The organism is Lutispora sp., assembly GCF_041687175.1.
Classification (GTDB): Bacteria; Bacillota; Clostridia; order Lutisporales; family Lutisporaceae; genus Lutispora.
Window position 1 is genome coordinate 42,906 of record NZ_JAWLCK010000007.1, and the last position, 16,127, is coordinate 59,032.

Below are 16,127 nucleotides of genomic sequence, written 5' to 3' on the forward strand. Positions count from 1 at the left end.
TGTGATAAAGAACTTTGATGAAATGCTGTCAGTTGTAAAGAATAACAAGACTATGCGGCTTGCTGTAGCCGCCGCCCAGGATAAGGATGTAATTGAAGCTGTTGCTTCTGCTGCTAAACTAAATCTAGTAGAGCCGATACTTGTTGGTGACGAGGCAGCAATTAAGGATATACTGAAAGATATTGATGCTCCGTATGATTTTAAGATTGTTAATGAACCTGATACAGTACAATCTGCAAAAACTGCTGTATCTCTTGTTAGAGTAGGAGAAGCAGATTTTCTTATGAAGGGATTATTGCAGACTGCTGATATTATGAGAGCTGTCTTGGACAAAGAAACTGGATTGAGAACCGATAGTCTTATAAGCCACGTTATGGTTTATCAAGCACCTTCCTATGACAAGCTTCTGTTTTTGACCGATGGAGGAATTAATGTAGCACCTAGTCTGGAACAGAAGGTTAAAATTCTTGAAAATGCAATTACTGTATGTAAAGCTATGGGCTTAGACAGGATATATGCCGCTGTTTTAGCTGGGGCAGAAACTGTAAATCCCAAAATACCTGCTACCGTTGATGCCGAGGCTCTTGCTAACATGAAAGATAAATGGGAGGCAATGAACACTATTGTTGAAGGACCTGTAGCACTAGATTTGGCTATAAGCAAACAGGCATGTGAACACAAAGGCTATAAAGGAGAAGGCGGTGGAAAGGCAGATATATTGCTAGTTCCTTATTATGAAGTAGGAAATGCTCTTGGTAAATCACTGACATACTTTGCAGATTCAAAATCAGCGGGAATTATAATGGGAGCTAAAGTTCCTATTGTTTTGGTATCAAGAGCAGATACATCTGAAACCAAATTGTTATCTATTGCTTTAGGAAGTATTATTGCAAACTATAAATAATAAAAGGGGGAGATTATGTGAGGCGTTTAATGTCAGGCAATGAAGCAATTGCCAGAGGTGCCTACGAAGCGGGAGTTACAGTAGCAGCTGCATATCCTGGAACTCCAAGCACAGAAATCTTAGAAAATATAATAGAATATAAGGATTATATTTATTCTGAATGGGCACCAAATGAAAAGGTTGCAACAGAGGTTGCAATAGGAGCTTCTATAGGTGGAGCTAGAAGTTTAGCAGCAATGAAGCATGTAGGTGTCAATGTTGCTGCAGATCCAATTTTCACATATGCATATCTTGGAGTAAATGGGGGTTTTGTTTTAGTTACAGCTGACGACCCGAGCATGCATAGTTCTCAAAATGAACAAGACAATAGATATTACGCTAAATTTGCAAAAATGGCGATGATTGAACCCTCTGACAGCCAGGAATGCAAAGATTTTATGAAGGAAGCCTATAGAGTAAGTGAAGAGTATGACACCCCCGTGTTGTTTAGGGTTACTACTAGAATATGCCATAGTAAAAGCATCGTTGAATTAGGCGAAAGAGAGGAAGTATCCTTTAAGCCTTATGTAAAGAATATTCCAAAATATGTGGCAGCTCCAGCTAATGCAAAGCTTGCTCATGCAAGAGTTGAAAAAAGGCTGGAAGCATTAGAAGAGTATTCGAATAAATCACCACTTAATAAAATTGAATACAACAATAAGAAAATCGGTATCATCAGTTCTGGTGTAGCTTATCAATATGCAAAAGAAATATTTGGCGAAGATGCTTCTTACCTAAAAATTGGCTTTACTTATCCTCTTCCTATGAATTTGATTAAGGAATTTTCTCAAAATGTGGAAGAACTTTATGTAATAGAAGAGTTAGAACCATATATGGAAGAGCAGATAAAGGCAGCAGGAATAAAATGTACGGGTAAGGAACTCATACCAAGACTATATGAGCTAAATCCAGAAATAATTGCAAACGCATTGCTAGATAAAGTATATGAAACAAAGAAATTGGATGTAAATCCTGTTCCAAGACCTCCTGTATTGTGTCCAGGCTGCCCACATAGAGGGTTCTTCTATACCATATCAAAAAAGAAAAATAGGGTTGTTACAGGAGATATTGGATGTTATACCTTAGGAGCCAGTCAACCCCTTGAAGCACTTGACACATGTATTTGCATGGGTGCAGGCTTCAGTGCAGGAATGGGAATTTCAAAAGCTTTTGAAGTATCAGGAAGACCAGGTAAAGTATTTGGTGTAGTAGGAGATTCCACCTTCTTCCACTCAGGTATCACCGGTGCTATAGACATTGTGTACAATAAAGGTAACATGGTTCCTGTAGTATTGGATAACAGAATTACAGGAATGACTGGACACCAAGAGAATCCTGGCACAGGAAAGACACTAATGGGAGAACCTACAACTGAGATAGATGTTGTGGGAGTTCTAAAGGCCATAGGCTATAAGACAGTCAAGGTTGTAGATCCCTGTGATTTAAAAGCTATGGAGGATACTGTGAAAGAAGCAGAAGAAGCAACTGAGTCCTATGCAATTGTTACTAAGAGACCCTGTGTGCTGATAAAGGGGCTTCCTGCGCCAAAGACAAAGTGCATTGTTGATAGAGATAAATGTAAAGAATGCAAGATGTGCTTGAAGGTAGGCTGCCCTGCGATCTTCTTCAAAGATGGAAAGGCCTATATTGAGCAATCAATGTGTGTAGGTTGCGATGTATGTCTTCAAGTGTGCAAATTTGATGCCATTGGAAGGGTTGGTGAATAGGATGAAAACCGTAAAGAATATTCTTCTGGTAGGAGTCGGAGGACAAGGAACAATTTTAGTGAGCAAAGTTTTAACTGCAGGGTTGATGAAGGCTGGATATGATGTTAAGATGTCAGAAGTTCACGGAATGGCTCAAAGAGGGGGAAGCGTTACTACTCAAGTAAGATACGGTGATAAAGTCTATTCACCCCTAATAGGTAAAGGTATGGCTGATATACTAGTTGCTTTTGAAAAAATGGAAGCAGTAAGATGGATAGAATATCTTAAACCTGATGGAATAGTTGTGGTTAATAACTATGAAATTCCATCTTTACCCATTGCAATTGGAAAAGCTGAATATCCCCAAGGAATTATGGAGGCTTTAAAAAATAGTTTTAAAACTATAGAGATAGATGCTGCCAAAGTAGCAACAGAGTTAGGAAACATAAAAACTCAGAATATAGTATTGCTTGGTGCATTGGTTAAAGCTTTCGAACTAACAGAGGTAGATTGGATAGAAGTATTAAAGGAAATAATACCTGCAAAAATGATAGATATAAACATCAAAGCCTTCAATAAAGGTATGGAGCTATAACAAATGCTTTTTAGCACTGTAAGAAAATGTATTAAGTAAAAAGCTGGGGGGATTAATTTCTCCCCTTTTTTAAGGTGTTGCATATGAAATCAAAATTACAAAGATTGAATAAGGAACAATTAGAAGCAGTAAGACACTTTAATGGACCTTGCTTGGTAATAGCAGGACCAGGAACTGGTAAGACTACAATTATTACTCATAGAGTCTTGTATCTCATAAAAGAATATCGGGTAAAGCCCCATGAAATATTGGTAGTTACTTTTACGAAAGCAGCTGCAAAGGAAATGGAAAATAGATTTTTTATGTTATCTAATTACCAAAATGAATGTAAGGGTGTAACCTTTGGGACATTCCATTCTATTTTTTTTAAAATACTCAGAGCCTATAATGATTATAGGCTTGAAGATCTGATAGATGAGAAGGAAAAACATTTTGTAGTAAAATCTATTATAAAAGGCTTAGGGCATAACTTTTATGAAGATGAGCAAACCATTGAATCAATAATTAGTGAGATGTCATACATTCAGAATACCCTTATAGATATTGAGGATTTTAAATCATCTTCAGTTGATAATAATATTTTTAAGGATATAAGAAGAGAATATGAGAAATACAAAAATATTAACCGAAAGTATGACTATGATGATATGCTTTCTCACTGTTATAAGCTGCTACTCAATAATGAAAAAATATTAGATTCTATAAGGGAAAAGTACAAACACATACTCATTGATGAATTTCAGGATATCAACAAAATACAGTATGAGATTATGAGGATGATAGCATATCCTAGAAACAATATTTTTATCGTAGGAGATGATGACCAATCCATATATAGTTTTAGAGGAGCAGATGCTGACATAATGTTTCAATTTTCCAGAACATATAAAGCTGTGCCAAAGATAATACTTAGATATAATTATAGAAGCCACAGAGCAATAATTAACTCAGCTATGTCTTTAATAGGCAATAATAAAAATAGATATGAAAAAAATTTTGTAACCACAAAAAGCATGGGTATTAATCCATATGTTGTAAGGGTTGAAGACTTTGAAGAGGAAGCTAAAGTAATCAGCGAAAAAATTAAAAATATGGTTAAGCAAGGGGCAAAATATTCGGATTTCGCTGTAATATATAGGACTAATCTTCAATCCAGAGCATTTGTAGATGCTTTTACAATAGCCAATATACCTTATGTATCTTATGATGGTTTAGCATCTATTTATAATCATTGGTTATTAAAGGATATATTAAGCTATTTTAAAGCCTCATTAGGAATTGATACAAACAATAGCTTGCTAAGGATAATTAATAAGCCGAATCGTTATATCGCCAGGCATGTTATCGAAGAATCCTTAAATAAAGATGGAGATTTGATTGAAAATATAATTAAATCAGGATTGCTGAATGAGCTTCAAGTGAGAGGTCTCTATCAGTTGAAGGATAGCTTGCTGAGAATTAAGGATATGCAAACCAGCAAGGCAGCAAAATATATACGAAGCTTTATAGGTTATGAAGAATATGTTAGAGAATATGCTCATGCTAAATCAATAGATTTTAGATTATTCAAGGATTTAATGGAAGAAATAAGCAGCTCAGCAGAGAAGTTTGCAAATATTTCGGATTATATTCAACATGTTAATAATATACTTGAGTCAGTTGGGAATAGGTATAAAGACAAGAGCAATAATAATGCTGTATCGCTTATGACAATGCATAAGGCAAAAGGTTTAGAGTTTGAGCAAGTTTTTATATCTGGGGCGGTAGATGGAATCATACCATATTTAAAAGAAGAAAACATAACATCAGCAGATCTAGAAGATGAAAGAAGGCTGTTTTATGTGGCTATGACAAGAGCAAAAGCAGTTTTACATATTTTTGTACCCAAACAAAGGTTTTCTAAAAAGGTTTCTCCATCGAGATTTATTGGAGAAATTGATGGTTGGCTTAAAGACTATAGAGATTCCTTTAGATGTGGAGATATGATAAATCATAAGTATTTTGGAGAAGGGATAATAAAAGAAATTTATAATAAATCAGATGAATATACTATTATTGTTGAATTTAAAAATGGTCTCAAGAAACTGAACTTAGATGTTTTAATAAAAAACAAGATAATAAGCCTTAAATGATATGATGTTATTTTATTTATTGAGGTGTAAAGTATGAAATATATCAAAGTTATTAGAGTTTCCGGCAGCTATTTTGCAAGGGAATTTGAAAAAAGCGCTAAATCCAGAAAAGCAAAAAAGATAAGGGAAGTAGACGAAAAAACAGCTGCTGAACAGTTTATAAAAGGAGATGCAACCATAAGAGTTGTATTTGAGGATCTGGATAGGGAGCCTATTGAGCTTTCAAATGAAAGTGATGAGGAACTTATAAAAAGATACTTAGGGCCAAAGTTTTTGGGCAGCTAGTTTATTATTGTTGCTCTTATTTTTTCATTATAGTAATATTTATGTAAATAAAGTTTTTGGAGGGATTATATGAATTACAAAGCAGATGTAGGCGTGTTTGGAGGTTCTGGCTTATACTCTCTTTTTTCCGATGTAGAAGAAATTGATATAGAAACACCCTATGGGAAACCTAGTGATAAAATATCTTTAGGAACTATAGCTAATAAGAAAGTAGCTTTTTTACCAAGGCACGGAAAGAAACATTCTTTTCCCCCACATAAAATACCTTATAAAGCAAATCTTTATGCAATGAAGTTGCTTGGTGTAAAATATATAATTGCCCCTACTGCTTCAGGTAGTTTGAAGGCTGAGATTGAACCAGGGGATTTTGTAATATGTGATGATTTTGTAGATAGAACCTGGGGAAGAGGTGATACCTATTACGATGGTCCTGAAACAAAGCATATAGTAGGTGTAGACCCCTATGACCCGAAACTGAGAGCAGTTGCCATTGAAACTTGCGAGAAAATGGGTATTAAAGTACATAAAAGAGGAACGGTGGTTGTAATTCAAGGACCTAGATTTTCGACTAAGGCAGAAAGTAGATGGTTCAGTAAAATGGGTTGGGATGTAATAAACATGACTCAATATCCAGAATGCATATTGGCAAAGGAATTAGGGATTCCATATGTAAATATTGCCTTGATAACTGATTACGATGTAGGATTAGAAGGAAATGAAGATATTAAGCCTGTTACTGAGGAAGAAGTATTAAAAGTATTCAGTGAAAACAATAATAGAGTAAAAGATTTGATTTTTAATATAATTGAAAGATTAGAAGTGTAGAAATTATGGAGGTTAAATTGAGTAAAAAGGGGATCTTAATAGTTTTCGAAGGAATGGACCAATCAGGAAAAGGGACTCAATCAAGACTATTTGTTAATAGATTGAAAGAATTAGGCTATGAAACAGAGTACATGCATTTTCATGATACCGAAACTCCTTTGGGGAGAGAGATACAACTTTTTTTAGAAGGAAAAAGAAGTTACAGTACCGCTGTAAGGCAGCTGCTATATACGGCCAATCGCTATGAAAAAGCAGAATATATTGAGTCTATGCTGAAGGAAAAAGATTTTTTAGTAATAGATAGATATATCCCTTCAGGTCTTGCCTACGGACTGGCTAATGGACTTGACCTTGATTGGATGGTTGGCTTGGAGAACAAGCTTCCTCAGCCTGATATAGTTGTATTAATTGATATAAGCACTGAAACTTCAAGCAGTAGAAAGCAGGAAGAAAGAAGAGATGTATATGAGAGAGATTATAGTTATTTGGAAAGAGTGAAAAAATCATATCTTCATTTGGCAGATAAGTTCAAATACATCGTTGTAAATGGAGAACGTGAACGCAAATCTGTACATGAAGAAATATGGGAAAAAGTATGGGATAAAATTAAAAAAGAGATAAAAAAAGAGTAGAGGTTTTCTCTACTCTTTTTTATCAGAAAATACTTAAATCACTTACTACTTTAATATTGTTTACTTCAGGATCTTCTGTTCCTTGCACATAAAGATTAGCTTCTTTCAATGCTTTTACATAATCAATAATTTCTTTGGTGATCATTTCGCCAGGGCACAATATTGGTATGCCTGGAGGATAAGCCATCAGAAATTCAGCACTTATCTGTCCCATACTATCGGATAAAGGTATTGAAACTGTCATGCTATTGAAAGCATCCCTTGGTGTTAACATCTGTTCTGGTATATTTGGAACATCTAGTATTTCAATTTTTCTTCTCAAGGAACAGCACTGAACATCACTTATTTCCTTTAATGCATAAATAAGTTTATCGATTGTTTCTTTAGTATCTCCAAGGGAAAATACACATAACACATTATATAAATCTGACATTTCAGGTTGGATAAAGTATTTCTCAGCCAAAATTCTTTCTAACTCATAGCCGCTTAAGCCTAAATCTTTGCATGTTATAGTTATTTTTGTAGGATCAAAGGCATATGCGCCTTTTTTATTTAATACCTCATCACCAAAGCAGTAGTAACCTTCAATCTTATTAATGCTCTCTCTAGCGTAACTAGCTAATTCAATGGTTTGATCTAAAAGTTTTTCTCCTTCCATCACCATTTGTTTTCTAGCAGCATCTAAGGAAGCTAATAAAATATAGGAAGGACTGGTTGTCTGCAACAAGCTCATTACAGTTTTTACCCTATTAACATCTACAAAGCCTTTTCTTACATGCAGCAATGAACTTTGAGTCATGGATCCTATAATTTTATGGGTACTTTGAGAACAGATATCCGCTCCTGCATCTACTGCAGAAATTGGAAGTTTACTGTTAAAATGCAGATGGGGTCCATGAGCTTCATCTACAATCAATGGAATTCCATAACTATGAACGATTCTAACAATTTTTTCTATATCTGTAGAGACACCATAATATGTGGGATTTACAATTAAAACAGCCTTTGCATCTGGGTTCGATTCCAAGGTGTTTTCTACTGTTTCTGGTGTAACATTTAAAGCAACACCTACAGCATTATCAATTTCTGGTTGCATGTACACTGGGGCTGCACCACTTAAGATTATACCTGCTGTTACGGACTTATGGACATTTCTTGGTATTATAATCTTATCTCCCGGTCCAACAACGCTCATAATCATAGCTTGTATAGCACCTGAAGTGCCATGAATCGAAAAGAATGTATAATCTGCATTATAGGCATCTGCAGCAAGCTCTTGGGCAGCTTTTATTGCGCCTGTAGGTTTATGAAGGCTATCTACCTGTTTAAATACAGTCACATCCATTGATAATACATTTATTCCAACAAAATTCTTGAAATCATTCCACATACCTTGGCCTTTCTTATGACCAGGGACATGAAAAGGGATTGTTTTGTTGTTTACATATTCCATAAGTGCATCAAATAAAGGTGTTTTTGTTTGATCTAGTTGATACAACTTTTTTTACACTTCCTTCCAAGCTATTTTAATAAAAAAAAAGCCTAACTTCGATGCAATAAGTAGAGGCTTTTGCAGAGCGATTTCATTAGACCTATTAAATTCAATAAACATTATAGGGGAAATATATTCAAAATGCAATAAAAAATTATATACACTTTTAGCCAAAAGTTTTAGATGTAAAATCAACAATCTTTTTTGCAGAAAAAGGCTTCTTTAAATAGGCTGATAACTTTTTCATACTCTCTATTCTAATCTCATTGTTTAATATTTGATTAATCAACAGTGGTATTTTTTCAATATCAGATGTAGTTGCAGCAACTCCATTATTTAATAAAAATTCAGCATTGTCCGATTCCTGACCTGGAATTGGTGAAAAGATTATAAAGGGTTTTTCTCTTGATAATACTTCTGCTATAGTAACTCCTCCAGGTTTAGTAATTACAATATCAGATATTTCTATTAATTCATGAATGTTGTTAATAAAGCCATAAACAATGAGACTGTTCTTTGTACTTAGATTTTTTAGCTTATGCTCTAGCTTCTTGTTACGCCCCGCAACAGCAATTATTTGGATATCCTTAAATTTTCTATCTAATTCCTTAACTATTCTATTTATAGACCCTAAGCCTAAACCTCCTCCCATTACCAGAATAGTTCTTTTATCCTCAAGTTTAAGATTCTCTATAATACTTTTTCTATCTATATTAAGAGAAAATTCTTTCCTTATAGGTATACCGTAGGGTAGAACCTTTTTTTTATCAACTCCAAAGTTCTCCATTACATAAATAAGATTTTCATGTGGAATTACATAGTAATTCGTATAATCATTTATGTAAGATGAATGTATATTAAAATCTGTAATTATAGAAATCAGTGGACAATTGATCCTGCCTTTTTCTTTAAGGTTAGAAACAATTGAAGCAGGAAAGCTATGAGTGCAGAAAACAATATCTGGTTCAAAGCTAACCATGGGTTTTCTTAACCAAACTGTAGCTAGCAGTTTATTGGTTATTTCATTTATATCGATTATGGGATCCAGTTTGTTTGTCTTCTCATATATTTTCCCCCAAGCTTTTGGATAGAATTTCAAGATATTCAAGTAGCTATCAAGAATCACCTTATCCAATAAAGGGCTTATCAAGCTTATAGTGTTAATAATCTTTACATTATTTTCAGGATCTGCTGATAAAAACTCATTTCTTATAGTATGGGCAACCTGATCATGTCCATTACCTATAGATACTGAAAATATAAGAATATTCAAAAATATCACTCCTCATTTAAAACAAGTATAACACCTTAGTTAAAAAATAATACATCTTATGTTCAATGTATTTATACGATAAAAGATATAAAAAGTTTCATAATTTTGTTAAATGCCTTTACTGTTATATGATAGTAAAAAAATTAGCAAATCTGCCAATTTGAACAAAACATTACATTTTTCGATGAAGGAAAAAATAAGTTAATAAAGAATAATAATACTACTATGGTAATGGAGGGAAAGGGATGCAAGTTAGCTTTGAGACGTGTAATAATACTCTTATCATAAAACTCAATGGTGAACTAGATCACCATAGTTCAAGTTATGTCAGGGATTCTATTGATGATGAGATTTTAGCTAAAAATCCTAAGAATATAATCTTTGATATGAGTAGGTTGAACTTCATGGACAGTTCTGGAATTGGAGTTATAATAGGTAGATACAAATTCATTGCTTCAAATGGAGGCAAAGTAGGAATCGTATCTATGAAGCCGCAAATTAAAAGGATATATGAAATATGTGGCTTAAAGAGGATTATACCGAGTTTTGACAATAAAAAAACGGCTATAGAAAAACTGTAAAGGAGCGTAAGTTAATGAAAATTGACAATGAAATGAAACTGGAGTTTCTTAGTAAATCACAAAACGAAAGTTTTGCAAGATCAGTAGTAGCTGCCTTTGCAGCTCAGTTAGATCCTACTATTGAGGAAATATCAGAAATAAAAACTGCTGTTTCAGAAGCTGTAACAAATGCTATCATCCATGGTTATGAATATGAACAGGGCTATGTTACTATTGTTTGTAGAATAATAGATAATACGGTAGAGGTTGAAATCACGGATAAAGGTAAAGGTATAGAAGATATTGAAAAAGCAAGACAACCTCTATATACGAGCAGACCTGAACTGGAGAGGTCGGGCATGGGTTTTACTGTTATGGAAACTTTTATGGATCATGTAAGTATTATTTCTGAGCTGGGCAAGGGAACAACCGTAATAATGAAAAAATCTTTTAAAAGAGATTAAGAGGTATTCTATGGACTGGTTAGAGCTTTCTCAAGAAGAAATAGTTGATTATATTAAGAAAGCCCAGAGTGGAGATACAGAAGCAGAGAACTACATTGTGTCTCAGAATTTAGGTCTAGTTCGCAGTGTCGTAAAAAGATTTCTTAACAGGGGTTGTGAATATGAAGATTTAGTGCAGATAGGAAGTATAGGTCTACTAAAGGCTATAAAGAAATTTGATACTTCATATAATGTTAGATTTTCTACATATGCTATACCAATGATTATAGGTGAGATTAAGAGATTTTTAAGAGATGACGGAATAATAAAAGTAAGCAGAAGTTTAAAGGAGATTGCAATAAAAGCTAATGCTTGCAAAGAGAATATAGAAAAAAACTATGGGAGAGAACCAACTATATCGGAATTAGCTGCTGAGCTTGATATTCCGACTGAAGATTTAATTATGGCTATGGATTCTTTGAATTCTATCCAATCCTTATATGATGTTATCCATCAAGATGATGGTTCTCCGGTTTTACTTATTGACAAGATTCAAAATGATAATCTAGAGGATAGTGGTTTGGTTGATAAGATAGCATTAAGAGAGATGCTTGCAACATTAGAACCAAGAGAGCGCCAGATTATTATACTAAGGTATTTCAATGAAAAGACCCAATGCCAAGTTGCAGACACATTAGGTATTTCACAAGTACAAGTATCTAGAATAGAAAAGAAAATTCTTGATAAACTGAGAAAAAGATTAACATAGTTGGCAAGAAGAATCTCAAATATGTTTTTATGAGATTTTTCTTTTTTTTGAATTATTACAGGTAAATTATCAATACTAAGTTTATAAGTGGTTTGAGGTGTAGTATATGCTTAAACTCAGATATTTAATAATAATATTGATAATTGCTTTAATTTCATTTTTTTCATGGATGAGTTCAAGAAGCAAACCTTTAGATCATATACCTGAAAAAGCTAAGCTAGTTTATTCAGTAGAATAAAGCTAGAAATTGTTAGAGGTGAGTATTATGAAACAGAAAGACTATTACAGAATCAATAAAAATTTTTTGAATATGGAGCAAGAGGGTGAAAATGAAATAAGGTCTGATATAGAAGACAAGATAAACAGAAATATTATGCAGAAGCATGATTGATTTATAAGATAAAAAAGGCTTCATTGGAAGCCTTTAACAACCAATGGAGCCTTTCCTATTGTTTTTAGTTAATAGTTGAAAAGATTAGTTATATCATTTTTGTCTTTATTATTACTGTTATTTTCATGATTATCAATCTCTTCATCTAAGCGTTCATCATCTATTATATCTTCATCAAAATAATCGCCTTCATCGGGTAGGTAATTTTGATGCATATCGCATATTTCAGTTGGAGCTTCATAGATATAATCTGCAGGCAGTTTTTTTGTTGGATCTAATGGCTCGCTTCTCTGTGTAAACACTTTTGACTCTATGCTTTCTATCGGGCAATATTCTGATGCCAGTTTGTTTGATTCCTTGCAAACATCTTTGATAACATGTACATCGCATATGCTATCAACAGGAGGTTCAGTACCTTTTACAAATAGTTCTGAACGAATTGTTCCCCCTCTTTGATCAAGAGCACACAATTCAGAAGGCCTTTTACCAGACTCTGTACATATGGATACAGCTACCAAACCATCAGGTTTTTCAAATTCTTTTCTCTTTAAATCCTTGTGTATCTCTTGCATAACTGCTTTCCAGAGTCTTGCGGGATATGATCCGCCCGTGAAGCTCATAGGTTTTGGTTCATCATGACCAATCCATACAGCAGCAGTATAGTAAGGAGTATATCCAGCAAACCAGGCATCCTTCAAATCAGAAGTGGTCCCTGTTTTACCTGCCACAGGCATATTTGATAAAGCGGCATTACCCCCAGTACCGCCTCTTATAACACCCTTCATGATATCTACCATCATATAAGCTACTTGTTCACTAATAACTCTGCGTTTTTCTGGAGTATTATCAAGTATTACATTTCCATGCCTGTCGAGTACTTTAGTAAAGGATACAGGCTGTGTGTATATACCTTTATTAGGGAATGTAGTGTATGCGGCAGCCAATTCAACAGGTTTTATACCTTTTGTCATTCCACCTAAAGCTAAAGCAGGAAGGTTCATATCATTTCTACTTCCTGAAGTTACAACAGTAGAAATTCCAAAATTCTGGAGATATTCTGCAGAGCGTTGAATCCCAACATCTTGAACAATTCTAACTGCTACTACATTCAATGAACTTTGTATTGCTTCCCTAACTGTAACCAAACCATTGAAGTTTCTGCTATAATTATTAGGCGAGTAATTTCCGAATGTTACCGGGGAGTCATCAATTACTGTACCGGCAGTATATCCATTATCCAGTGCAGGTGCATAAACAGCCAGAGGCTTTATAGCTGAACCAGGTTGCCTAGGTGACTGAGTAGCTCTGTTCAGTCCTCTTCTTACCTTTGAACTTCTTCCACCCATAACTGCTTTTATATGTCCAGTGCTATTATCAATTATAACCATAGCAGCTTCTGGTTGTAATGCCCCAGTCTCATCTTCAGTTGATTTTGGAAATAATTCAGGGTTACTAAAAGCTTCTTCTAAAATATTTTGCATTTGAGTATCAATGGTTGCAACTATTTTTAATCCACCATTAAATAATTTTCTTTCGGCCTCATTTTTATCATAACCCAGTTTCTCTTGAAGTGCAGATATAACATCTTTTATAACCATATCTGCAAAGTATGTGGTTTCAACTTCTTTTTCAACCTTTGCCAGTTTTATCTCCTGAGCAATAGCTTCATCATACTCAGCTTGAGAAATCATGTTCTGCTTTAACATTTCACTTAATATCAAGTTCTTTCTTTGCATAGACCTTTCGTAATTCAAGTAAGGCGAATACGCAGAAGGAAGATTTGTAATACCTGCGATAACAGCCGATTCAGCTAGTGTTAATTCACTCACATCTTTGCCGAAATAATATAAAGCAGCTTCCTGAACACCTGAAATATTATTGCCTCCTAACCCAATGGTGTTTAGGTAGGCTTCTAAAATTTGTTCTTTAGTAAATTGTCTTTCCAACTGCAGAGCATAATACATTTCTACTACTTTACGTTTCCACTTCTTATCTTTAGTAAGGTATACATTTTTGATTAATTGCTGTGTAATGGTACTGGCTCCATGTGCTAGTCTTCTCTGCTTTATATCCTCAATAAGGGAGCCTACTATACGCTGAGGGTCAATTCCGTTGTGTTTATAAAACCTTTTATCCTCAATAGCGATAAAAGCATTTTGTAAATTTTTCGGAATTTGATCTAAAGATACTATGCTCCTATTTTCATTAGCATGGAGTTTATCAATAACATTGTCATTTTCATCAACGATGTAAGTTGTTTGATCAAGATTAAAAACCTCTTGTGTATCCAAGGGTTCAGCGCTGCTAATCCAGCTATAAGCGATACCTAATGCAACACTGGCACCAGTGAATACAATCAATAATAAAAGGATAACAATCATCTTTAAAACTTTATTTAAAGATTTCTTTTTTTTCTTTTTTGATGGTTTATTTGAATTCGGTTTAGTTTCCTCGGTACTCATTTTATACCTCCTCAGTAGATTAAAAAGAACGGTAAGAGATTTTAACAGACCAATTATACCATATTGATGAAATCTTATCAAATAAGGCTTCTATTTAGGTATTTGACGAATATATTTAAAAATAGTTCTAAGTCAATCTTAAATAAATAAAACATTGGATATGCTGTTTTATTCATATATTAATATGAAGCAATTATTATCAAATATGGTGGTGTAATAATGAGATGGCATAATAAATTTTCACCTAGAAAAAGAAAACCTGTTTTTATTTTTATTACAATTTTGTTATCTTTTCTTATGCTATATTTATATATATATGTAGAAAATAATATTAGACCCAAAATAATTGTTATGTCTGAAATAAAAGCAAGACTATTTGCTACACAAGCTATTAATGATGCAGTGAGTAAAAAAATAGCAATGGACGCTTTTAGTAATTTAGTTAACATTCAGACTGATAATATGGGTAGAGTGACAATGGTACAGGCAAACACTTCTGAGATGAATAGAATAGCTGTAGAAACGTCCTTATCAATTCAAAAGGAGTTAGAAAACATAGCTGCTAAGGATTTGTATATTTCAATAGGTAATGTGTTTGGCAGCCAGATTTTTGCAGATAAAGGGCCTAAAATAAACATTAAAGTTCAACCAGCGGGTTCTGTAAATGTAAACTTTACAACGGAGTTTTCAGAAGCAGGCATAAATCAGACAAGACTAAAAATTTATCTTAAGGTAAACACAAAGGTTCAGATAGTCGTTCCTTTCGCAGGAAATGAAATAGATGTATCAACAAACATACCTGTATCAGAAACAATAATTGTAGGCGATGTACCTGAGAGTTATATTAATTTGCCCAAAGATAGTATCAATCACTTTTTGGAATAAGCTATTGCTAAGTATACCATGAATAAAAAAATGTTGATGTTGATTTTTTGATGACTTTTAAAAATTATATTATACTATAAAAAATTAAAAGGGCCGTTTACAAACTAAGTAACTGTAGATGAAGAAATTAGCAACAAGCGATATATTGACAACTAGTATATTAGATGATAAGATAAACTTCCTGCCTGAGAGCGGGGCATTACAAAATTAAAAACTTGAGAACCAAGCTTGAATGAATTATGATCTAAGACACATACCTGAACTGTCAACTTGAGGGATTTGACCGAAGGATATTAGAAAAAAACATAAGTAAAAATTACCTTTTGACACCTGGAATGAAACATGATAAGATAAAGTTCCTGCTTCGGTAGGACACACATCACAGCGATGAAACAAAAATGTCGAAAAGCATAAACAGCATATTGACAACATGTTTTAGGTGGACTACATGAGCTTAATAAGTAACGACAGATGAAGACAAAAAACTAAAAACATATTGACAGTTTCATTTATGCGTGATAGTATATAAAAGTCGGCGCGATGCGCAGACAAAAGACATGGACTTTGAAAACTAAACAGTACTAGATAGATGTAATTCTTTTGAGTAGGATTAAACGATGATTAATAGGCCAATAGGCTGATAGGCCAATGGGCCAATAGGAAGCCAAGTACCAAGACCCATAAGGAATACATGGGGCTTGCGAAATATATTAAAATGAGAGTTTGATCCTGGC

General features: G+C 33.9%; 15 protein-coding genes. 12 read left to right on the plus strand and 3 right to left on the minus strand.

Going from position 1 to position 16,127, the window contains the following annotated elements:
• Position 1 precedes the first annotated feature (1 nt).
• The 7 genes from ACESM9_RS02555 (at position 2) to tmk (ending at position 7,118) form a co-directional block, all read left to right on the plus strand.
• On the plus strand, positions 2 to 904 hold the full coding sequence (locus tag ACESM9_RS02555) for a bifunctional enoyl-CoA hydratase/phosphate acetyltransferase (RefSeq protein ID WP_372994974.1): 903 nt from the start codon (positions 2 to 4) through the stop codon (positions 902 to 904).
• A gap of 17 nt (positions 905 to 921) precedes the next feature.
• Complete coding sequence (gene iorA, locus ACESM9_RS02560) at positions 922 to 2,670, plus strand: indolepyruvate ferredoxin oxidoreductase subunit alpha (protein WP_372994976.1); 1,749 nt, start codon at positions 922 to 924, stop codon at positions 2,668 to 2,670.
• A 1-nt stretch (position 2,671) separates the two neighbouring features.
• Complete coding sequence (locus ACESM9_RS02565; protein ID WP_372995002.1) at positions 2,672 to 3,244, plus strand: indolepyruvate oxidoreductase subunit beta; 573 nt, start codon at positions 2,672 to 2,674, stop codon at positions 3,242 to 3,244.
• An 83-nt stretch (positions 3,245 to 3,327) separates the two neighbouring features.
• On the plus strand, positions 3,328 to 5,376 hold the full coding sequence (locus ACESM9_RS02570; protein WP_372994978.1) for an ATP-dependent helicase: 2,049 nt from the start codon (positions 3,328 to 3,330) through the stop codon (positions 5,374 to 5,376).
• A gap of 33 nt (positions 5,377 to 5,409) precedes the next feature.
• The gene (locus tag ACESM9_RS02575) at positions 5,410 to 5,661 is read left to right on the plus strand and encodes a hypothetical protein (protein ID WP_372994980.1); all 252 of its coding nucleotides are present in this window, start codon (positions 5,410 to 5,412) and stop codon (positions 5,659 to 5,661) included.
• A 69-nt stretch (positions 5,662 to 5,730) separates the two neighbouring features.
• Complete coding sequence (locus ACESM9_RS02580; protein WP_372994982.1) at positions 5,731 to 6,486, plus strand: S-methyl-5'-thioadenosine phosphorylase; 756 nt, start codon at positions 5,731 to 5,733, stop codon at positions 6,484 to 6,486.
• Positions 6,487 to 6,503: 17 nt separating this feature from the next.
• Positions 6,504 to 7,118, plus strand: a complete 615-nt coding sequence (tmk, locus tag ACESM9_RS02585; protein WP_372994984.1) for a dTMP kinase — start codon at positions 6,504 to 6,506, stop codon at positions 7,116 to 7,118.
• Positions 7,119 to 7,140: 22 nt separating this feature from the next.
• On the opposite strand, the gene ACESM9_RS02590 is transcribed toward tmk, so the two are convergent.
• Together ACESM9_RS02590 and ACESM9_RS02595 are read right to left on the minus strand one after the other, a co-directional pair.
• Positions 7,141 to 8,616: an aminotransferase class I/II-fold pyridoxal phosphate-dependent enzyme gene (locus ACESM9_RS02590; protein WP_372994986.1), complete on the minus strand. Its 1,476-nt coding sequence runs from the start codon at positions 8,614 to 8,616 to the stop codon at positions 7,141 to 7,143.
• Between the two features lie 160 nt (positions 8,617 to 8,776).
• The gene (locus ACESM9_RS02595) at positions 8,777 to 9,883 is read right to left on the minus strand and encodes an MGDG synthase family glycosyltransferase (RefSeq protein WP_372994988.1); all 1,107 of its coding nucleotides are present in this window, start codon (positions 9,881 to 9,883) and stop codon (positions 8,777 to 8,779) included.
• Positions 9,884 to 10,128: 245 nt separating this feature from the next.
• On the opposite strand from ACESM9_RS02595, the gene spoIIAA reads away from it, so the two are divergent.
• The 4 genes from spoIIAA (at position 10,129) to ACESM9_RS02615 (ending at position 12,046) form a co-directional block, all read left to right on the plus strand.
• Complete coding sequence (gene spoIIAA / locus ACESM9_RS02600) at positions 10,129 to 10,464, plus strand: anti-sigma F factor antagonist (RefSeq protein ID WP_372994990.1); 336 nt, start codon at positions 10,129 to 10,131, stop codon at positions 10,462 to 10,464.
• Between the two features lie 14 nt (positions 10,465 to 10,478).
• The gene (gene spoIIAB, locus ACESM9_RS02605; RefSeq protein ID WP_372994992.1) at positions 10,479 to 10,907 is read left to right on the plus strand and encodes an anti-sigma F factor; all 429 of its coding nucleotides are present in this window, start codon (positions 10,479 to 10,481) and stop codon (positions 10,905 to 10,907) included.
• Between the two features lie 10 nt (positions 10,908 to 10,917).
• Positions 10,918 to 11,655 (plus strand): RNA polymerase sporulation sigma factor SigF, encoded by a 738-nt coding sequence (sigF, locus tag ACESM9_RS02610; RefSeq protein ID WP_372994994.1) that lies wholly within the window; start codon positions 10,918 to 10,920, stop codon positions 11,653 to 11,655.
• A gap of 265 nt (positions 11,656 to 11,920) precedes the next feature.
• Positions 11,921 to 12,046: a hypothetical protein gene (locus ACESM9_RS02615; RefSeq protein WP_372994996.1), complete on the plus strand. Its 126-nt coding sequence runs from the start codon at positions 11,921 to 11,923 to the stop codon at positions 12,044 to 12,046.
• A gap of 68 nt (positions 12,047 to 12,114) precedes the next feature.
• On the opposite strand, the gene ACESM9_RS02620 is transcribed toward ACESM9_RS02615, so the two are convergent.
• Positions 12,115 to 14,508, minus strand: a complete 2,394-nt coding sequence (locus ACESM9_RS02620; protein WP_372994998.1) for a transglycosylase domain-containing protein — start codon at positions 14,506 to 14,508, stop codon at positions 12,115 to 12,117.
• Positions 14,509 to 14,727: 219 nt separating this feature from the next.
• Between ACESM9_RS02620 and yunB the strand changes: the two genes are divergently transcribed.
• Positions 14,728 to 15,393, plus strand: a complete 666-nt coding sequence (gene yunB / locus ACESM9_RS02625; RefSeq protein ID WP_372995000.1) for a sporulation protein YunB — start codon at positions 14,728 to 14,730, stop codon at positions 15,391 to 15,393.
• Positions 15,394 to 16,127: the final 734 nt, after the last annotated feature.